The organism is Ruegeria sp. HKCCD8929, from assembly GCF_013031405.1.
Classification (GTDB): Bacteria; Pseudomonadota; Alphaproteobacteria; order Rhodobacterales; family Rhodobacteraceae; genus Ruegeria.
The window spans coordinates 276878-296026 of the sequence record NZ_WPZY01000003.1 but is presented as its reverse complement, the minus strand read 5'-3'; the positions used below and the strand labels follow the sequence as shown (position 1 = coordinate 296026).

General features: G+C 61.6%; 24 protein-coding genes and 1 tRNA gene. 13 read left to right on the top strand and 12 right to left on the bottom strand.

Features of this window, described 5'->3' with window-relative positions; genetic code table 11:
- Window positions 1-112 precede the first annotated feature (112 nt).
- Window positions 113-700 (top strand): riboflavin synthase, encoded by a 588-nt coding sequence (locus GOX53_RS06435; RefSeq protein ID WP_171174550.1) that lies wholly within the window; start codon window positions 113-115, stop codon window positions 698-700.
- Here GOX53_RS06435 and GOX53_RS06430 read toward each other — a convergent pair.
- Both GOX53_RS06430 and GOX53_RS06425 read right to left on the bottom strand, forming a co-directional pair.
- A complete protein-coding gene (locus GOX53_RS06430) occupies window positions 670-1767 on the bottom strand; it encodes a phosphatase PAP2 family protein (protein WP_254446482.1) in 1098 nt (365 codons plus the stop codon). The genes GOX53_RS06435 and GOX53_RS06430 overlap by 31 nt on opposite strands.
- Window positions 1768-1903: 136 nt before the next feature.
- Complete coding sequence (locus tag GOX53_RS06425) at window positions 1904-2956, bottom strand: proline racemase family protein (RefSeq protein WP_171174548.1); 1053 nt, start codon at window positions 2954-2956, stop codon at window positions 1904-1906.
- A 144-nt stretch (window positions 2957-3100) separates the two neighbouring features.
- Between GOX53_RS06425 and ribB the strand changes: the two genes are divergently transcribed.
- The 4 genes from ribB (at window position 3101) to GOX53_RS06405 (ending at window position 5631) form a co-directional block, all read left to right on the top strand.
- Window positions 3101-4222, top strand: coding sequence for a 3,4-dihydroxy-2-butanone-4-phosphate synthase (gene ribB, locus GOX53_RS06420; RefSeq protein WP_171174546.1), 1122 nt, complete (start codon window positions 3101-3103; stop codon window positions 4220-4222).
- 1 nt (window position 4223) lies between these two features.
- Entirely contained in the window at window positions 4224-4775 is a 552-nt protein-coding gene (locus GOX53_RS06415; RefSeq protein WP_171174544.1) for a 6,7-dimethyl-8-ribityllumazine synthase, read from the top strand.
- Window positions 4772-5254 (top strand): transcription antitermination factor NusB, encoded by a 483-nt coding sequence (gene nusB / locus GOX53_RS06410; RefSeq protein WP_171174542.1) that lies wholly within the window; start codon window positions 4772-4774, stop codon window positions 5252-5254. The genes GOX53_RS06415 and nusB overlap by 4 nt, the downstream gene beginning before the upstream one ends.
- Window positions 5255-5325: 71 nt before the next feature.
- Window positions 5326-5631: a hypothetical protein gene (locus tag GOX53_RS06405; protein WP_171174540.1), complete on the top strand. Its 306-nt coding sequence runs from the start codon at window positions 5326-5328 to the stop codon at window positions 5629-5631.
- 226 nt (window positions 5632-5857) lie between these two features.
- Here the strand turns inward: GOX53_RS06405 and GOX53_RS06400 are convergent, their stop codons facing one another.
- Entirely contained in the window at window positions 5858-6283 is a 426-nt protein-coding gene (locus tag GOX53_RS06400) for an SRPBCC domain-containing protein (protein WP_171174538.1), read from the bottom strand.
- Window positions 6280-6600 (bottom strand): helix-turn-helix transcriptional regulator, encoded by a 321-nt coding sequence (locus GOX53_RS06395; RefSeq protein WP_171174536.1) that lies wholly within the window; start codon window positions 6598-6600, stop codon window positions 6280-6282. Before GOX53_RS06395 ends, GOX53_RS06400 begins: the two co-directional genes overlap by 4 nt.
- A gap of 115 nt (window positions 6601-6715) precedes the next feature.
- Here GOX53_RS06395 and GOX53_RS06390 point away from each other — a divergent pair, with 115 nt between their 5' ends.
- Window positions 6716-7147, top strand: coding sequence for an MmcB family DNA repair protein (locus tag GOX53_RS06390; RefSeq protein ID WP_171174534.1), 432 nt, complete (start codon window positions 6716-6718; stop codon window positions 7145-7147).
- A gap of 3 nt (window positions 7148-7150) precedes the next feature.
- Here the strand turns inward: GOX53_RS06390 and GOX53_RS06385 are convergent, their stop codons facing one another.
- Window positions 7151-7339 carry a DUF6324 family protein gene (locus GOX53_RS06385; protein WP_171174532.1) on the bottom strand — a complete coding sequence of 63 codons (189 nt, stop codon included), beginning with the start codon at window positions 7337-7339 and terminating at the stop codon, window positions 7151-7153.
- A gap of 77 nt (window positions 7340-7416) precedes the next feature.
- On the opposite strand from GOX53_RS06385, the gene GOX53_RS06380 reads away from it, so the two are divergent.
- Window positions 7417-7899 carry a GNAT family N-acetyltransferase gene (locus GOX53_RS06380; protein WP_171174530.1) on the top strand — a complete coding sequence of 161 codons (483 nt, stop codon included), beginning with the start codon at window positions 7417-7419 and terminating at the stop codon, window positions 7897-7899.
- 47 nt (window positions 7900-7946) lie between these two features.
- A tRNA-His gene (locus GOX53_RS06375) sits at window positions 7947-8023 on the top strand.
- Window positions 8024-8076: 53 nt separating this feature from the next.
- Here the strand turns inward: GOX53_RS06375 and GOX53_RS06370 are convergent.
- A complete protein-coding gene (locus GOX53_RS06370) occupies window positions 8077-8379 on the bottom strand; it encodes a DUF6476 family protein (protein ID WP_171174528.1) in 303 nt (100 codons plus the stop codon).
- Here GOX53_RS06370 and GOX53_RS06365 point away from each other — a divergent pair.
- Window positions 8378-9412, top strand: coding sequence for an RluA family pseudouridine synthase (locus GOX53_RS06365; protein WP_171174526.1), 1035 nt, complete (start codon window positions 8378-8380; stop codon window positions 9410-9412). The genes GOX53_RS06370 and GOX53_RS06365 overlap by 2 nt on opposite strands.
- Before the next feature lie 145 nt (window positions 9413-9557).
- Window positions 9558-10454, top strand: coding sequence for an RNA polymerase sigma factor RpoH (rpoH, locus tag GOX53_RS06360; RefSeq protein WP_171174524.1), 897 nt, complete (start codon window positions 9558-9560; stop codon window positions 10452-10454).
- Between the two features lie 70 nt (window positions 10455-10524).
- On the opposite strand, the gene GOX53_RS06355 is transcribed toward rpoH, so the two are convergent.
- Together GOX53_RS06355 and GOX53_RS06350 are read right to left on the bottom strand one after the other, a co-directional pair.
- Window positions 10525-11700 (bottom strand): fasciclin domain-containing protein, encoded by a 1176-nt coding sequence (locus GOX53_RS06355; protein WP_171174522.1) that lies wholly within the window; start codon window positions 11698-11700, stop codon window positions 10525-10527.
- Window positions 11701-12012: 312 nt separating this feature from the next.
- A complete protein-coding gene (locus GOX53_RS06350) occupies window positions 12013-13191 on the bottom strand; it encodes a dipeptidase (RefSeq protein ID WP_171174520.1) in 1179 nt (392 codons plus the stop codon).
- 178 nt (window positions 13192-13369) lie between these two features.
- Between GOX53_RS06350 and GOX53_RS06345 the strand changes: the two genes are divergently transcribed.
- A complete protein-coding gene (locus GOX53_RS06345; RefSeq protein WP_171174518.1) occupies window positions 13370-14344 on the top strand; it encodes a Gfo/Idh/MocA family protein in 975 nt (324 codons plus the stop codon).
- Window positions 14345-14432: 88 nt separating this feature from the next.
- Window positions 14433-14702 (top strand): DksA/TraR family C4-type zinc finger protein, encoded by a 270-nt coding sequence (locus GOX53_RS06340; RefSeq protein WP_171174516.1) that lies wholly within the window; start codon window positions 14433-14435, stop codon window positions 14700-14702.
- A 110-nt stretch (window positions 14703-14812) separates the two neighbouring features.
- On the opposite strand, the gene GOX53_RS06335 is transcribed toward GOX53_RS06340, so the two are convergent.
- From GOX53_RS06335 to GOX53_RS06320, 4 genes are all read right to left on the bottom strand, one after another.
- Entirely contained in the window at window positions 14813-15226 is a 414-nt protein-coding gene (locus GOX53_RS06335) for an ankyrin repeat domain-containing protein (protein WP_171174514.1), read from the bottom strand.
- Window positions 15227-15346: 120 nt separating this feature from the next.
- Window positions 15347-17167, bottom strand: a complete 1821-nt coding sequence (locus tag GOX53_RS06330) for a M3 family oligoendopeptidase (protein WP_171174512.1) — start codon at window positions 17165-17167, stop codon at window positions 15347-15349.
- 72 nt (window positions 17168-17239) lie between these two features.
- Entirely contained in the window at window positions 17240-18208 is a 969-nt protein-coding gene (locus GOX53_RS06325; protein WP_171174510.1) for an alpha/beta hydrolase, read from the bottom strand.
- Complete coding sequence (locus GOX53_RS06320) at window positions 18208-18498, bottom strand: SCP2 sterol-binding domain-containing protein (protein ID WP_171174508.1); 291 nt, start codon at window positions 18496-18498, stop codon at window positions 18208-18210. The genes GOX53_RS06325 and GOX53_RS06320 overlap by 1 nt, the downstream gene beginning before the upstream one ends.
- 69 nt (window positions 18499-18567) lie before the next feature.
- Here GOX53_RS06320 and GOX53_RS06315 point away from each other — a divergent pair, with 69 nt between their 5' ends.
- Window positions 18568-19137, top strand: a complete 570-nt coding sequence (locus tag GOX53_RS06315; protein ID WP_171174505.1) for a tetratricopeptide repeat protein — start codon at window positions 18568-18570, stop codon at window positions 19135-19137.
- Window positions 19138-19149: the final 12 nt, after the last annotated feature.

Below are 19149 nucleotides of genomic sequence, written 5' to 3'. Positions count from 1 at the left end.
AATTCCGTCGAAACTACGGCATGGTGCATCCCGATGGCAAGGTGGGGGCTTGTCCGCGGCGGCAGGGAGCGTTACCCCGGCCATGAATGCTGGTCCTGAAAGGGTTGAGAACATGTTTACGGGCATTGTCACAGATATCGGCACCGTGGTGGAACTGGAAAAGCGGGGCGATCTGCGGGCGCGGATCGCGACGTGCTACGACACTGCGAGTATCGATATCGGCGCCTCGATTGCAAGCGACGGTGTCTGTCTGACGGTGATCGCGCTGGGCGAGGACTGGTACGATGTCGAGATCAGTGCCGAGACGGTGTCCACGACCAATCTGGGGACCTGGACCGAAGGCAAACGGCTCAACCTGGAGCGGGCTTTGAAAGTCGGGGACGAATTGGGCGGGCACATCGTCTCAGGACATGTGGATGGCGTGGCCGAGGTGATGGCCGTCGCGGACGAGGGGGACAGCACCCGCGTGACCTTGCGGGCGCCCAAGGAACTCGCACGGTTCATCGCTCCGAAAGGCTCGGTGGCACTGAACGGTACGTCGCTGACGGTGAACGATGTCGATGGCTGCGATTTCGGCATCAACTTCATTCCGCACACCAAAGAGGTGACCACCTGGGGCGACGTGGCGGTGGGCGATGCCGTCAACCTCGAGATCGACACGCTGGCCCGTTACGTGGCCAGGCTTGCCGACTGCGGATAGTTTTCGGTCGCGCCGAACCGCCGCGTCAGGATCTTGGCCACCCACCAGAACAGCGCTGCCAATCCGATCGAGAGATATCCGTCGACCGCGTAATGCCATCCCAAATGGACCGATCCGATCAGGATGACGCCGGCAAAGGCCGTCAGCAGCCACCCCAGCACCCGCGAATAGCTGAAACCGAACAGGGCAATGACCGCGCTGGTGGCCACATGCATGCTGGGCATGGCCGAAATACCACGCATGCCGCTTTGGGACTGATAGCCCTCAAGCAGCTTCTGCTGCAGTTCAAGCGCCCAAACGGGGCTGATTTCGTTCAGTTGCTTCAGCCTCTCCATCTGTCCGGCATAGGTGTCGCCAAAGCCGAAGGCTTCGTAATAGACCGGGCCAACAGAGGAAAAGAGCGTCGCAAGCAGGCTGCCGCCGACGGCCCAAGTCAGTGCGAACGAGACCAGAAAGACGGTCCCGCGCTCGGGATCGCGGCGGTCGAAGGCGGCCGCAAACACAGCTAGGTAAATCAGCGCGAACCAGGCGTGATAAGCCACGTTGATTAAGCTCGTCGCGGTCGGAGAGCCAAATAGCGGCCAAAGCAAGGTCCACACATCGGCCCCGCCATGCAGGCTTCGGTCCAGAGCGGCAAAATACGTGTCCCACTGAAACGGATTTACGACCGGGATCAGATCTTTGAAAAACGCGTAACTTGCGGACATTAGCGCGATAAGCATAAAGCACAGGATGCCGTCTACCGGATGCGTAACGTCGCGCAGGATTGAGCGCAAATCGGACATCAGCCATCGGACCGGCTTGTCGGGTTTAACCCGCAACAGGCAGTGGATGAAACGCCAGACAATAATGCTGGTGCCAATGATGATCAGGAACAACTTCAGGATATCCAGAATAGTCAGCACGACCGGCGGCACCCTGGCCCAAAAAGGGATCCCCATGAAAAGGCCTACCGCTGCGGCTGCAAATGTGTAGATCAGCACCAGAGACAAGAACAGACGATTTCGTCTCAGCGTCGCACCCAACGCTGAGCCTGCGGTCGAGAGCGCAGTCAGTACATGCGTCATGTCTTTTGCCCCCTCCGGCTTGCGGCAACAGTTTGTTGCGAAAACAGATACGGTGGGGCTTTGACGCTCGTTCGACAGGATTCGGGCATTTTTGCGGCGTGCGTGCCCGCCACCGGGTTACGCCGTTGGCCCTTCGCTACCACATGTCTCCGACCTTGTAGCCTGCGGGAAACGGGTCAGAGGGATCGAGTGTCCAGTTCGCTGTGCCGTGAATCCAGCCCTGACCAGACAGTGTGGGGATGATGGCCGGGTAGGGGCCGACGGTTGAGGTATCGACGATGCGCCCCGTGAAAGAGGTGCTCAAGGGTCCCGCGTTCACGTAATCCTCGCCCACCTTCAGCAGCCCGCGTGCATGCAGCGCCGCCATCTTGGCGCAGGTGCCGGTGCCGCAAGGGGAGCGGTCGAGGATGCCCGAGGCGTCCTGTGGACGCGCAGGATTGTAAGGGCCAGTCGAAATGGTGATGGCGCCGCGGCCATGGGTGCCTTGGGCAACCGGCGGCCCCCAGAGATTGGTGATCGTTGGTCCGGTGATTTGGGGGTTTTCCGGGTGGACCACCGGGAGTTGTTCAGCCGTGGCATGACGGATCGCTTCCGAGACGCGGACGATTTCGGCGCCATTCTCCGCATCAGGCGACACGCCCAGTTTTGCCGCCTCGACCAGCACGAAGAACATCCCGCCCCAGGCCACGTCCACATGGACCGTGCCCAAACCCGGCACCTCGACCGGCGCATCCAGATGCATGGCGAAGGCGGGGACGTTGCGAAACTCGACGCGTTTGACCTTGCCGTCCCGGCATTCCGCCTTCACCCGGATCAAACCCGCCGGGGCCTCAAGCGTCAGTTCGGTCACCGGCTCGACCATCGGCAGAACGCCGGTTTCCAGCAGCACCGTGACAACGCAGATCGTGTTCGAGCCGGACATGGGCGGATACTCCATCTGCTCCATGATGATGAACCCCGCATCGGCGGACGGATCGCAGGGCGGCACCAGCGCATTGCAGCAGAGACCGGGATTGCCGCGCGGCTCGCGCAGCATCAGCAGGCGCACCTCGTCGAGGTTTTCCTGCATCCAACGCATCTTTGCGAACACCGTCTCACCCGGGATGTGCGGCAGGCCGCCGGTGATGACGCGGCCCGGTTCGCCCTCGGCATGGGCCTCGACGGCGGTGATCATGCGGGATACGCGCATCCGGAACTCCTCTCTTCCTTTGCCGGGACGCTATCCGCCCTTTCTACGCCGCGTCCAGCCCTGCCGATGCCGTTTGCGGTCTGGCCTTTGGCGCATGGGTGGTCTATCCCGCCACGCAAGAGATGCTCAGCGAAAGGCTGCCCCATGAGCTTTGAAACCCCGGGTCCGGTCGAGGCCCAGCTGCGCGACGCGATCAGCCCGATCGAAGAGATCATCGACGAGGCGCGCAAGGGCCGGATGTATATCCTGGTCGATCATGAGGATCGCGAGAACGAGGGCGATCTGGTGATCGCCGCCGAGTTCGCCGATGCCGAGGCGATCAACTTCATGGCCACGCATGGGCGCGGGCTGATCTGCCTGCCGATGACCGCCGAGCGGATCGACCTGCTGGGCCTGCCGATGATGGCGGTCAATAATTCGTCCCGGCACGAAACCGCCTTTACCGTCTCGATCGAGGCGCGCGAGGGGGTGAGCACCGGGATTTCCGCCGCCGACCGGGCGCTGACCGTGGCAACCGCGATCAACGAGCAGAACACGATGGCCCATATCGCTACGCCAGGCCATGTCTTCCCCCTGCGGGCCAAGCGGGGCGGGGTGCTGGTGCGTGCGGGCCATACCGAGGCGGCTGTGGATATCTCGCGTCTGGCCGGGCTGAACCCCTCGGGCGTGATCTGCGAGATCATGAAGCCGGACGGCACCATGGCGCGGCTGCCCGATCTGGTGGCGTTCGCCAAAGAACACGGACTCAAGATCGGCACCATTAGCGACCTGATTGCCTACCGGTCGCGCAACGACAATCTGGTGGTCGAAACCTCGCGAGAGACCGTCGCCTCGGAATATGGCGGCGAGTGGGAGCTGCGGATCTTCACCGACCAGACCCACGGCATCGAGCACGTAGTGATGATCAAGGGCGATATCTCCACCCCCGAGCCGGTGCTGACTCGCACCCATGCGCTGCATGAGGCGTCGGATGTGCTGGGCCTGGGGCCAAAATCGCCTCAGGAACTGCCGCGCGCGATGCAGAAGATCGCCGCCGAGGGACGGGGCGTGGTCTGCCTGTTCCGCCAGCCGCGCAACTCGCTTTACGCCAGCGAGGACGAAGGGCCGCGCACCATCAAGCAGACCGGGCTGGGGGCGCAGATCCTGTCCAAGATGGGGCTACACGAATTGGTGCTGCTGACCGACACGCCCGAGACGAAATACCTGGGTCTGGATGCTTATGGGCTGTCCATCGTCGGGACCCGACCGATTCTGAAGGATGACTGACATGGCCGGACAAGAAACCCACTACATCCTGCCCCGAGCCGAGTTCGACGCACCGGTGAAGCTGCTTATCGTGGTGGCGCCCTATTACAAGGACATCGCCGACAATCTGGTCGCGGGCGCGAAGGCTGAGATCGAGGCCGCCGGCGGCACCTGGGACATCGCCGAAGTGCCCGGCGCCCTGGAGGTACCAACCGCCATCGCCATGGCCGACCGGCAGTGCAATTTCGACGGTTACGCGGCACTGGGCTGCGTGATCCGGGGCGAGACCACGCATTACGACACGGTCTGCAATGACAGCAGCCGCGCCATCCAGTTGATGGGCCTGCAGGGGCTTTGCATCGGCAACGGCATCCTGACGGTCGAGAACCGCAAACAGGCCGAAGTGCGCGCCGATCCCGCCGATCAGAACAAAGGCGGTGGGGCTGCGGCTGCGGCCTTGCATCTGATCGCGCTCAGCCGTAAGTGGGGCGCTTCCAGAAAGGGGGTCGGCTTTAAACCGCCGTCCGAGTCGATCCTTCTGGCAGGCGACAGCAACGGACCCAAGACCGCATGAGTACCAAAGACGCGCCCAAGCCGGGCAACCGGAAACGCTTGATGAAATCCGCCGCGCGGCTCTACGCCGTGCAGGCGCTGTTTCAGATGGAGCAGTCGGGCCAGACCATCGAAGCCGTCGTCAACGAGTTTCTGGATCACCGGTTCGGTGCGGTCTACGAGGGGGACGAGATGCTGGACGGAGATATCTCGCTGTTCCGCAAGCTGGTCGATGACGCGGTGAACTATCAGGCCCAGATCGACCAGATGACCGACCGGGCGCTGGTGGCGAAATGGCCGATTGCCCGCATCGACCCGACTCTGCGCGCCGCTTTTCGCGCCGCAGGCGCCGAGTTGACGCATCACGACACCCCGCCCAAGGTGGTGATCAACGAATTCGTGGACATCGCGCGGGCCTTCTTCCCCGAGGGCCGCGAGCCGAAATTCGTCAACGCCGTGCTGGATCACATGGCGCGCGAAGCTCAGCCCGAGGCGTTCTGACACGCCTTTGTGTGCTGTAACCCGGGCCTAATATGCGCTAAACTGAATGTCAGAGCGCAAGGAGACTCACCATGCCCAAACTGATCCGCCTCTACATCACCCAAGTGGCTATCGGATTCGTGATCTCGGCGGTGTTCGTCGCGCTGCTGCTGGTGCTGAACGTGGCCAACCTGCGGGGCCTCATCTTTGGCTCTGACAGCGGACTGATCGCGCTGGGCATGATCTGGTTCATGAACGGGATTGTCTTTGCCGGGGTGCAGTTCGCGTGGAAGATCATGAGCATGGCGGAAAAACCGAAAGGTCCCCGCCGTGGCACGCCCGTTGCGCACGCGATCAAACCGACGCTGATCCGGCAGGAGGCCGGCGCGAAACGCTGATCCCGATCTGGGCGAAAAGGGAAAATGTGGCGGGACCACCAGTCAACCGTGCGGCTTTGATTCCCGAGGACCTGTATTTACAGGTGGGCGCCAGGTAATCAGGCCAGGACCTGAACAGAGCCAGCTCCCTCGGAATTGCTTAAGGCCACCGGAATGCTACCTGTCACGAGAAGGGCAGACCCCGCCGACCGCCTAAGTAGGCCTCCCGGCGGGGTTGCACAAGGGGTTAGGCAGGAACAGTTTCGTTGAGCGCTTCGCGCATCTCGCCTAAATGACCGTCCCAGCCCTTGTCCAGCGCCAGAACCAGACCGAACGCCTCGGCGCCCTGCGGCAGGCCCTCATGCAGCAGCGACAGCTTGGTGCCGCCCGCGACTGGCTCCAGCGTCCATTTCACCACGCTGACGGCATCCCCCATGGGTTTGACGGTGAATGTGTATTCCAGATATTCCGGCGGCCGCGCCGCCCGCACCTCGCCCCAGATCAGCAGGTCGCCGCTGGTGGTGCCGTACATCTCCAGCTTTTGCCCCGCCGCCAGCGGACGTTCGGGCTTGTGAAACCATTCGGCCAGCCGGTCCGGTTCGGTCAGATAGGCCCAGACGGTTTCGGGTTCGGCGCGCAGATAAATGGATTTCTCCAGAACGGTTTGGGTCATTTCTTGTTCCTTTCAATGGCTTCTTTCAGATCAGCAAGGCGGTCGTCCCAGAACTGGTCGAAATAGCTGAACCAGTCGAGAACCGGCTCCATGCCCTGCGGGTTGAGCCGGTTGACGCGCTCGCGCCCCCTTGGCTCGACAGTGATGAGGCCGCCATCCGAGAGCACTGTCAGATGCTTTTTCACTGCCGCGCGGGTCATGTCGAACCGCTCGGTCAACTGCGCGATGGTCATCTCGTCCGCGGCCAGCATCCGCACGATGTCGCGCCGGGTCGGGTCGGCCAGGGCGCGAAAGGCGTATTGGGTCTGGTCTGTCATGGTACCTCCTTAAGTGATACCGTTTGGTATCTCATTTAATAAGATACCTTTTAGTATCATGTCAAGTACGCCACGCGCCCTTGATTTTTGTTCATGAATTGTTCACCTTTGGCGCATGACACTGGATTTGCAGCCCGGACAGAAACTGGCGCGCGGCGTGGCGCGGCACCTGGCGAGCCATGGCTTTGTTTCCGTTGAGGAATTTGTGCCCGCCCGCGGATTGCGCGTGGACGTTATGGGGTTGGGCCCCAAGGGCGAGCTGTGGGTTGTCGAGTGCAAATCCAGCCGCGCCGATTATCAGTCGGATGCCAAGTGGCAGGGCTATCTGGAATGGTGCGACCGGTTCTTCTGGGCGGTCGATACCGACTTTCCGACCGATCTGCTGCCATCGGAAACGGGATTGATCATCGCCGACGCCTATGACGCCGAGGTCATCCGCATGGCGCCCGAGGACAAGGTTGCCCCGGCGCGGCGCAAGAAGCTGATCCAGAAATTTGCAATGGACGCGGCGCGGCGACTGCGCGCCCTGCGCGACCCGAGGCTGTAGGGCTTAGCCTTTCACGGCGCGCGCGGCATGAGCGGCTGCACGAATCTCCTCGGCGATTTCCTCGGCCTCTTCCGGGTCGAAATCCATCGGGATCTCGATATCTCCTGCCTCGATGAACAGGCGCACCATGCCCTGATCGGTCGGCCCGATCTGCAGATTCGCCTCGATATCGCGCTCGGTATTGATGCTCATGTCAGCCTCCGGAGATGAGCGTTTGTGCTAGCCCGCAACGGGTTGAGAATCAAGCGGGCTTTGCGTTCAGATGGGGCATGAATGATGTCACCCTGCGCCCGTTCCGCCCCGATGACGCCCCCTGGCTGGTTGAGTGTCACGGTACTCTATATGCCCGTGACGAAGGGTTTGACGACACCTTTGGGCAACTGGTCGCGCAAATCCTCGACGATTTCATCGCCGATCATGACCCGACGCTCGAAAGGGGCTGGATTGCCAAGCAGGACGGCCACCGGCTGGGCAGTATCTTCTGCGTCAAAGCTGGAGAGTCCACGGCCAAACTGCGCCTGTTCCTGCTACTGCCCGAGGCGCGGGGCAGGGGACTGGGCAAGCGTTTGCTGCACACCTGTATGGGGTTCGCACGGGACGCCGGATATCGCGACATGCGGCTCTGGACCCATGAAAGCCACCGTGCTGCCTGCGCGCTTTATGCGGCGACCGGCTGGCAGTTGGAGGACAGCAAACCGGTGCATTCCTTCGGGGTCGATCTGGTCGAACAAAGCTGGAAAATTCAACTCTAAGCCCCTTGCATTCCGCAGGCCGGTTGGGTACATCGCCCTTCACAAGTGCCGCCTTAGCTCAGTTGGTTAGAGCGCTGGATTGTGGATCCAGAGGTCCCCTGTTCAAGCCAGGGAGGCGGTACCATCCACCAAACTCGCGAATGTCTTTGCAACCGTCCAGTAAGGGGCGTGTTTCGGTTACTCGATTGTGATTTCCTGCCGCATCCGGCCGGTGGTTTTATCGAAAATCAGAATTCGATTGTCGTCGGTCACCACTGCATACCAGTTCGAGCCGATCGTAACCGCCTGGGCCTTGGCACCGTCGGGCAATTCGACCTGATCGGGCAAGGTGGGGGTACGATCCGACAGGCGGATGACAATCAGTGCGAATGTGACTAGAACCCCGCCAATCATCACCGCGGTCAGCAGCATGACCATGCGCCGAAGCAGCCTCAGCTGCGGTGTTTCCTGCGGTTCCTGGGGGTCGGAAGGGACAGTCATGGGCACCCGCCTGATAGAATTCACCATTGCGGCCGCGCCGCCGCCCCGCCTTGATAAGGCGCTTTCACGGGATGTGCCAGCCGAGGCAGCCCTGTCGCGGACCCGGCTGGCGCGGCTGATCGCCGAAGGCGCCGTCCAGGTGGATGGCGCGGTGCTGACCGACGCCAAGGCGCGGGTGGCCGCGGGGGCAGGGATCACCATCACAGTGGAAGAGGCCGAGGACAGCCATATTGGCCCCGAGGATATCCCGCTGGATATCGTGTTCGAGGATGCCGATCTGATCGTGGTCAACAAACCTGCGGGCATGGTCGTGCACCCGGCGCCGGGCTCGCCCAGCGGCACGCTGGTCAACGCGCTGCTGCACCATTGCGGCGACGATTTGTCCGGGGTGGGCGGCGTCAAGCGTCCCGGCATCGTGCACCGGATCGACAAGGAAACCAGCGGGTTGCTGGTCGTGGCCAAATCCGATGCCGCCCATCAGGGACTGGCCCCGCAGTTCGAGGCACATAGCGTCGAGCGCTATTATCGCGCACTCTGCTACGGGGTGCCGGACGCCAACGATCCCCGGCTGCGCGGGATCAAGGGGGTGAGTTTCGAGCCGGGCAATGTCCTGCGCCTGACCACGCAATTGGCGCGGCACAAGACCGACCGGCAGAAACAGGCGGTGCTGTTTCACGGCGGCCGCCACGCGGTGACGCGGGCGCGGATTGTCGAGCCGTTCGGTACGCCTGCCGTTGTGGCGCTGATCGAATGCTGGCTGGAGACCGGCCGTACCCACCAAATCCGCGTGCATATGGCCCATGCAGGCCACGGCCTGATCGGCGATCCGGTCTATGGCGGCAAGCGCAAACTGGCACAGAAGGCGCTATCTGCGCAAGCGGCAGAAGCCGTGCATGCGTTTCCCCGGCAGGCCCTGCACGCGGCGATCCTGGGCTTTGAACATCCCGTAACGGGGGAACATCTGCGGTTCGAGGCCCCGATTCCTGACGATATGGCAAACCTGATCGCCGCTTTACGTGCGCCACTGACATGATTAGCACATGCGCGTGATACACGCATTCTCATGTTTCCTTAATGGAAGCTTAATCACAATATAGTAGCCCCACCTCTTGAAAGGGCAACATGGATGACCCATATCCATGTTAAAGCCATAAACATTACAAGGAGGGACACGGAACATGGCAAACTATGCAAACCTCCCCGCACCCACTCCGGAAGGCGGCCTGAACCGCTATATGCAGGAAATCCGCAAGTTTCCGCTGCTGGAGCCGGAAGAAGAGTACATGCTGGCCAAGCGCTGGGTCGAGGAGCAGGACACCGAGGCCGCGCATAAGATGGTTACCTCGCACCTGCGGCTGGCCGCCAAGATCGCCATGGGATACCGTGGTTACGGCTTGCCGCAGGCCGAGGTGATTTCCGAGGCCAATGTCGGCCTGATGCAGGCGGTCAAGAAGTTCGACCCGGAAAAGGGTTTCCGGCTGGCGACTTATGCGATGTGGTGGATCCGCGCTTCGATCCAGGAATATGTCCTGCGGTCGTGGTCGATGGTGAAGCTGGGCACGACCTCGGCGCAGAAAAAGCTGTTCTTCAACCTGCGCAAGGCCAAGGCCCGCATCGGTGCACTGGAAGAGGGCGACCTGCGTCCCGAGAACGTGGCGCAGATCGCCACCGATCTGGGCGTGTCCGAAGAGGACGTGATTAGCATGAACCGCCGCATGTCCGGTGGTGACGCGTCGTTGAACGCCACGGTCGGAACCGAGGGCGAAGGCTCGATGCAGTGGCAGGACTGGCTTGAGGACGAAGACGCCGACCAGGCGGGCGATTACGAGGCCCGCGATGAGCTCGAGGCGCGGCGCGAGTTGCTGGCCGAGGCCCTGGCGGTGCTGAATGACCGGGAAAAGGACATCCTGACCCAGCGCCGTCTGATGGATCAGGCGGTGACGCTGGAAGAGCTGAGCACGCAGTACAAGGTCAGCCGCGAGCGCATTCGCCAGATCGAGGTGCGGGCGTTCGAGAAGCTGCAGAAGAAGATGCGCGAACTGGCCCGTGAGAAGGGGATGCTGACCTCGGCCTGACCTTACGCTTCTATCAACCAAAACAGCCCGCTAATCACGGCGGGCTGTTTCATTTGGCTTCGGCCTGCGATCACGCGAAGATAAAGTCGCTTTCCGAAAGCTGGCTCTCCCAGACACCCAAAAGCTTGATGCTGTCGCCGTTTTCCAGCTCGATGGTGGTTCTGAAGAACCCACCATCGATATCGTCCTCGATATCCGCAAAACTGGTAATGCCGTCGTAACCCGACAGGTCGATCTTATCGCGGCCCGCCCGGAACCCGACGATTGTATCGTCGCCATCGCCTTGCTCGAAAACGAACGTGTCGCTACCCCAGCCGCCGGACAGCAGGTCGTTTCCTGCGCCACCGTCGATCAGGTCCTTGCCGCGGCCACCGTGAATGACGTCGTTGCCGTCGTCACCCCTAAGTATGTCGTTTCCGCGCCCGCCTTTCAGCAGATCGTTGCCGGAACCGCCATCGATCGTGTCCTTGCCCGAACCGCCGTGGATGATGTCATGGCCGTCTTCGCCGCGCAGCAGGTCAGCCCCGCGGCCGCCGAACATCAGGTCGTTGCCGGTGCCGCCAAGTGCCACGTCGTTGCCCTGGCCGGTTCTGATCACATCATTGCCGCCGTTGCCATCGACGAAGTCATTGCCCTTGCCGGTGAAGTAGAATTCATCCGAGTCGCCGCCCAGGATGAAGTCGGTGTTTTTCTGCGTCAGAATATCCGTCACCGAAATCGGCAACAGCACGCCGTCCAGAACGTGGATTATCCCGTTTGTGGCCTTGATATCAAAGGCGATGAGGCCGGGATCATCGATACCATCATCCGCGTCACCCAAGCTCGGCGGTGTGCTTGCCAGATTGAGCGTCAGATCCCCGCCTTGCAGCGTTCCAATGGCCGCGCCGTTTCCCAGACCTGCCACTGCCTCAAGGTTGAACTTGCTGTCAACCACATGATATTTCAGGATTTCCGACATAAGCGGGATCGGATCGCCGCCGCCAAGAAGCGTCAGCGCCTCGATGATATAGCTGAGCGCTCCGTTTTCGTCCGAGCCTTTGAAACCCAGGGTCTGGGCAAGTTCGATAAAGGCCGCGTCGTTCGGGGCAAATACCGTCAACGCGACGTCGTCGCTGTTCAGCGTGTCCGCCAGCCCTGCGGCAATGACCGCTTCGCGGAGCAGGTCGAAATCGCTGTTGTCGGTGTCAAAAGTCCCCGGTGCACCGCTGTTCAGCACGATACCGGTCAATGTTTGTGTCGCTTCCATTCTGCTTTGTCTCCCACCCTGTTTGCACGTCCTCGCAACAGAAGGGCGCAAGGGATGGCCGGCATCTGATTTGCAAGGACGTTTGGGGTACGGGGCAAATGATGCCGTGGATCAAAGGCCGGGGAGGCCACTGACGGTGATGGCCGATTTCCGCCAGCCGAGTTCACTGGCAATCACAGTCGGGCCTCTTCGGGGCAAGATCAGCTTTCTTGAGATTCCAAGTGCCTTGACGCCGGCAACATACGGCCCGCAAGGACGTGTTTTTCAGGCGGCTTGCCAGTGCAAACTGTCAGGCTCTCCCGCAATCCGATGTTATTGCAAGCGGTCCCGCAAAACGCGCATCATGTTCTCTCCCATGACTTTGCGGATCTGCGCTTCGGTCAGTCCGGTCTCCATCAGGCCAGATGTCAGTGCGGCCAGTTCCGATGTATCGAACGCGGTTTCCACGGACCCGTCGTAGTCCGAGCCCAGCGAGACGTGGTCTTCGCCAACGGTCTCGATCGCGGCCACGATCATCTTGGCGATGCCTGCGGGCGTGATGTCGCCACAGGTCACATCGGCCCAGTACCCCATGCCGATCACGCCGCCGGTGGCGGCGATGTCGCGCATCAGGTCATCGGGATAATTGCGCTTGACCGGGCAGAAGCCGTGCAGGCCGGTGTGACTGACAACCAGTGGGATTTCGGTCATCTCCAGCACGTCGCGGGCAACCTGCGGGCTGGAATGGGCCAGATCGATCACCACCGGGCGTTTGGCCAGTTCCGCCACCACTTCACGCCCGAAATCGCTAAGGCCGGAATTGGCCTGCCCGTGCAGCGAGCCGCCAAGTTCGTTGTCGAAGAAGTGCTGCAGGCCGAACAACCGGTGCCCGGCATCGTATATCGGGTCCAGGTTGGCCAGATCGCCTTCCAGAGGGTGTCCGCCTTCGATGCCGAGAAGGCCACCAACCACCTGTTCGCCGTTTGCCTTGGCGGCCAGAACCGCCTCCAGATCGGCGGCGGATTTGATGATCTTCAGGCGGCCGTCCGAATTGGCCTCGAAGGCGTGCAGCTTTTCGGCCTGATAGATCGCACGCTCACGCAGGGAACCCCAGGTGCGCAGGGGCCAACGCTGGCCCACGGCAAGCACAGTGATGTTGTCAAAGGCGTCTGCGGCGTTGTTGTCATAGTTCTGACCGGCGGGTGATTTGGTGACGGCGGTAAAGACCTGCACGGCCACGTTGCCCTCGATCAGACGCGGGATGTCCACCTGGCCACGGGTGCCCCGCTTGGTCAGATCACGGCTCCAGAGCAGCGGATCGGCGTGCAGGTCGCCCACGATCAGTGTTTCATGCAGCGCCGCAGCCGCATCGGAAACCGGATAGGGGGCATGGTCGATGACATTGTTGCGCTTGTCTTCGATATAGGCGGGCATAAACCTGAAAAAGACCACCGCACCGACGACAAGCGCAACCAGCGCAAGGCCGCAGAGCCATTTGACCAATCGAAGCATAGTTCCATCTCCCTGAGCTGTTGCTGAAAGAGTACGCGCCTCGTCGTGAGAAAAAAGAACGACTTTGCGTCGGGCCACATCGGCATGAGCCGGACGGCGCTGACGGTGCGTGTACCGGACGGGGTTGCGGGGGCGGTTTGCCCAACTATGGTGGTGATCGATTGCAGGGAGAGGACACATGAACGAACCGGTCCGCTGGGGCATCTTGGGCGCGGCAAAGTTTGCACGTGAATACATGGGGCCGGCAATCCATGCCGCAAATGGGGCGGCGCTGACGGCCCTGGCCACGTCCAGCCCGGAAAAGGCGCACCCGTTTCAGGCGTTTTGCCCGGACCTGCAAACCCATCTGAACTACGAGGATCTGCTTGCGGACCCCGATGTGGACGCGGTCTATGTCCCGCTACCAAATCACATGCATGCGGAATGGAGCCTGCGGGCGCTCGAAGCGGGCAAGCATTTGTTGTGCGAAAAGCCGATGGGCATGCGGGCCCCGGACTTCGATGCCCTGATCGCAAAACGCGATGAGACCGGCTTGCTCGCCGCCGAGGGCTACATGATCGTACATCACCCGCAATGGCAGTTGGTCCGGCAACTCATCTCCGACGGGGCAATCGGTGCACTGGTGCATGTCTCGGGCGCGTTCAGCTTCGACAATCGCGCCGACACCGGGAATATCCGCAATCGGGCGGAAACCGGCGGCGGCGCGCTGCGCGATATCGGGGTGTATGTCATCGGTTCAACGCGATTTGCGACCGGGCAGGAACCGATCTCGGTCACCTCGCGGATCCGCTGGGAGGACGGGATCGACGCGTTCACTGAAATCCAGGCGACCTTCCCGGGATTTACCTATTCTAGCTATGTTTCGATCCGCATGCACCCCTATCAGGAGATGGTGTTTCACGGTGAGAAGGGGCTGATCCGCCTGACAGCGCCGTTCAATGCCCGCGTGTTTGGCGAGGCAAGGGTGGAGTTGCATCGCCCCGGTTTGGAAGTCCTCGTGACGCGGTTCCCGGCGGATGATCACTACAAGCTGCAGGTCGAGGCATTTGCCCGGTCCGTGCGCGACGGCGTCCCCTATGCCTGCCCGCTGGAGTTCTCGCGCGGGACACAGGATATGATCGACCAGGTTTTCGACAAGGCCGCCGCGCTGTGACACATGGCGGTTGTGCGGCCCTGGGCGGCTTGCCTCGCGCGGGCCGTGTCATCTACTCTGTTCGGACATCGAACAACGGATTTGAGTCATGGCCGGAGGTTGGGCGCGCGACGGCGCGGTAAGCGAACAGATCGAAGCCTCGATCAGCGATGAACTGGCGCGGATGCAGGCGCAAAAACGCCCCTCAGGCGAGAGCCTGACCCATTGCGCCGAATGCGAAGAGCCGATCCCCGAAGCACGGCGCGTGGCGCTGCCGGGGGTGAAGCTGTGCATCGAGTGCCAACAGGAACGGGACGGCGCCTTCAAAGCACGCGGCGGCATCAACCGGCGGGGATCGAAAGACAGTCAGTTGAAGTGAGTTTGGCGATGGTCCGCATTGAGTTCGCAATCAACGAAAGCCGCAATGCAGTCCATATGAGTTGACTTTGGTCTGGCTCCTCAACGCTAGAAATCCAGGCTGCGCCTGCCTTACTTATTGCCGATCTCTGCCTGCAGGATCTTGGCGACTTCCTGATATGTCTTGCGAGATGGTAAATCGGGAAACTCATCAAATGCACCTGTCGCCGCTCGTCGCGCGAGCTCCAGTCGGCCATCGGTGTCGGCATCGCGATTGATCAGCATGCGGACAATGTCCATTCGCCCATACATGATTGCGTAGTCGAGCGGCGTGGCGCCGCGATCCTGATCTTTCCTTTCAATGTCTGCACCGTAGTCGAGAAGCAATTCGACGATCTGAAGCCGGTTACGAAAAATCGCCCAATGGATAGGCGGCGGCGTTTCATCCGGCGCATTCGCCAGCTCCTTGTTCGTGTCTAGAACGTCGCGGGCCAGTTCAGGCTGGTTATCATCGATTGCGCGATAAAGACACTGCAAAGAGTGCATTTCGGCAGACCTCGTTGAGGGGGTGCTCAATGCTAACACGGGCATCCGAAAACAGCCAATGACCGCTCTGTTCGCCACAATATACAGCCGCCCAGGCCGTTGGCGGCCTGGATCAACATCTCACCCTTCCATCGCCTCCAATTCGTCGATTAAGCCCGAGATCATGCTGAGGCCCTTGTCCCAGAACTTGGGGTCGCTCGCATCAAGGCCGAAGGGTGCCAGCAGGTCCTTGTGGTGTTTTGAGCCGCCCGCCTCGAGCATTTCGAAATACTTGTCCTCGAACCCGTCAGCGCCGGACGCGTAGACCGAGTAGAGCGCGTTCACCAACCCGTCGCCGAAGGCATAGGCGTAGACGTAGAAGGGCGAGTGGACGAAGTGGGGGATATAAGACCAGAAGGTCTCATACCCTTCCATGAACTCGAAAGCGGGGCCGAGGGATTCGGCCTGCACGGACATCCACAGCGCGTTGATGTCGTCGGGGGTCAGTTCGCCATCGCGGCGGGCGGCGTGGAGTTTGCATTCGAAATCGTAGAACGCGATCTGGCGGACCACCGTGTTGATCATGTCCTCGACCTTTCCCGCCAGCAGCACCTTGCGCTGTTCCGGCGTCTCAGCAGCGTCCAGCATCTTGCGGAAGGTCAGCATCTCGCCGAACACCGAAGCGGTTTCGGCCAGCGTCAGCGGGGTGGAACTGAGCATCTCGCCCTGACCGGCGGCCAGCACCTGGTGCACGCCATGGCCCAGCTCATGCGCCAGGGTCATCACGTCGCGCGGTTTGCCGAGGTAGTTGAGCATCACGTAAGGATGCACCTCGGTGATCGTCGGGTGGGCGAAAGCGCCCGGAGCCTTGCCGGGTTTAACGGCGGCGTCGATCCAGCCTTTCGAGAAGAACGGCGCCGCGATCTCACCCATGCGCGGGTCGAAGGCGTTATAGGCGTCCATCACCGTTTTCTCGGCCTCGGTCCAGTTCACGATGCGGGTGTCTTCCATCGGCAGCGGCGCGTTGCGGTCCCAGACCTGCATCTTGTCGAGGCCCAGCCATTTGCGTTTTAGCTCATAATAGCGGTGCGAAAGCTTGGGGTAGGCGGCCACCACGGCCTCGCGCAGGGCCTCGACCACCTCGGGTTCGACATCGTTCGACAGGTGCCGCCCGGTCTGCGCCGTGGGCATCCCGCGCCAGCGGTCGATGATTTCCTTTTCCTTGGACTGGGTGTTGTGGACACGGGCGAATGTCTTCACGTTCTCCTGAAACACCCGTGCCAACTCGCGCGAGGCGGCCTCGCGTTTGGTCCGGTCCTGTTCGGTCAGCAGGTTCAGCGTGCCCTCGATGTTCAGTTCTTCGCCATCGACAGTAAAGGTCAGCCCGGCGATGGTTTCATCGAAGAGACGCTCCCACGCGTCGCCGACAACGCCCAGATCGTGCAGGAATTTCTCCAGCTCATCGGATAGCTGATAGGGCTTCATCGCGCGGATGCGGCGGAAGACGGGTTCGTACCGGGCCAGGTCCGCGTTGGCGTCGAAATGGGCCTTGAGCGCGTCATCCTCGATCCGGTTCAGCTCCAGCGTGAAAAAGACCAGCGGCGTGGTCGAGATGGTGACCCGTTCCTGCATGTCCGACATGAACTTGGCCCGGTCGGCATCGGTGGTCAGCTGGTAATAGCGCAGGCCCGCAAAGGACATGACACGGCCTGCGATGGCGCTGATCTTTTCGTTGCGCAGCACGCAGGTCAGCAGGCCGTCGGCGTCCAGATCGGCCAGTTTGCCCTCGTAATCGGCTGCGAAACCGGCGCATTCCTGTTCCAGCCAGTCCAGATCGCGGGTCAGTTCCGGGGCGCCTTCCGAGGTATAAAGATCGGTCAGATCCCATTCGGGCAGATTGCCCAGATCGTCGGCGCCGCCGGCGGCGTTGGCATCGCGAACGGGGAAGGGAAGGTTGAGCATCGGACACCTCGTGAAACTGCGTTTGCCAACATCTAAGCGTGGGGCGCAGGGATCACAAGCGAGCAGCCCGGGTCAAGCGCTCTGACGGGCGCCGTCCGGCTGATCGCCCGAGAACAGCGCGGCCAGTTGGTCGAAGACCGGGCCGCGAATGTCGGCGGGTTCCATCAGTACCTCGTGCTCACCATCGGGAATTTCGATCAGTGTGCCGCGCGGCCAATTGGCCATGCGCCGCCGAATCGCCTTGCGGTCCACGATCTGCTCATGGCTGCCCAAGAAGGTCAGGCAGGGCACGTCCGGGGCGGGCTTGGCCATCAGATACTGGCATTCTTCCAGTGCTTCGCGCAGCCAGATGGTCGAGGGCGCTCCCAATGCAAGTTCGGGATGCGCCGCCAGTTGATCCTTCATCATCTGGTACATGTCCGGATCGCGGGTCAGCATGTTGCCCTCGAAAGGTTGCGAGACCACATAGCTTTCAAGTGTTGTCGTCGGCGGCGTTTTTTCTCCCAGCCCGATCCTTGGCCCCCAATACGCGGTCAACCGGCTGAGCGGCTTCATGATCGGCGTAAAGAAAATGCCCCACATCGGCCCGGTAAAGCCGCAGGACGCGAAACAGCCGCGCTCGTAAACCGCCCGCAGCCCGATGGCGCCACCCATCGAATGGCCGATCACGTGCCAGGGCTTCGGGAGTTCCAGCGCCTCGGCAAGCTCCAGTGCCACTGCCACATCGTGTTGATAGTCGGGAAAATTCTCAACATGGCCCACGCGCGGATCGGGCAGCAAGCGGTCGGCCAGCCCCTGACCACGCCAGTCCACCGCCAGAAAGGCGAAACCGCGCGATACGAATTCGCCCGCGGCGTTGCCATATTTTTCTATGTATTCAGTCCGGCCCGGAAACATCATCACCGTGCCATGTTCCTGATCCTTGGGGCGCCAGTGGCCCACGCGAATCCGGAAACCGTCGGCGGTCTGCAGCCAGTGGGCCTGACCGCCGTCGGGTCCGCCGGCCATATCGTCGAACAAAGGGGCCGGCGTCAGTGTCATCAGGCCAACACCGATGCAAGCTTCATGGCGATGCCCATGTCGCCGTCCACGCTCAGCTTGCCGGACATGAAGGCGCCGGTCGGGTTCAGATCACCGCTCAGGATTTGCTCGAAGGTGTCAGCGTCGGCGCTCAGCGTCACGTCCGCCTCTTCGTCGCCAACCCGCGCGCCGTTGGCGTCCAGGATGATCGCGCCCAGATCGGCGATGGCAAACTTGGCCGAGGCGTCGAAATCGCCGCCCGACAGTTTTTCGTTCAGTGCGGCCGCGGCCTGCTCAAGAATGTCGCTCATGTTCTTCCTCATGTTGAAACGGCGCCGTGATTGGACTCCGACAGGCGCCACGCTACAGTGACCTTTGTTATGAGCATTGCACACCCCAATCTCAAAGGTACCGTTGCGGCAATCATGTTCATAGTCATGTATTCCGTGACTGGACATGCACAAGAGGCGGATTCCAGCAACGAATCCGCCCTGCTCGGCGCATTATTGCGGGCCGATCCGGCGCAGGCGCAGCGGCTGGATCGGCAGTTGCAGGCGTTGTGGGACAAATCCGGTTCGGCCTCGGCTGACTTGCTGCTGGAACGTGGCCGCGATGCGCTCGAGGCCGGTGACACCCATGCCGCGATCGAGCATCTGACGGCGCTGACCGATCATGCACCGGATTTTGCCGAAGGCTGGCACGCCCGCGCGTCGGTCTTTTTCGGCATGGAACGCTATGGTCTGGCGCTGGCCGATCTTGAGCATGCGCTGACGCTCAACCCCAATAATTACGATGCGATCTATGGGCTTGGCCTGATCTTCGAGGCCTTGGAACGGCCCGAGCAGGCCTATGAGGCCTACTCCCGCGCGCTGGCTATACATCCCCATCACGAGGAAGTAACCAAGGCCGTGAATCGGCTGAAGCCCCAGATCGCGGGCAAGGCACTCTAAAGTCCCGGACAG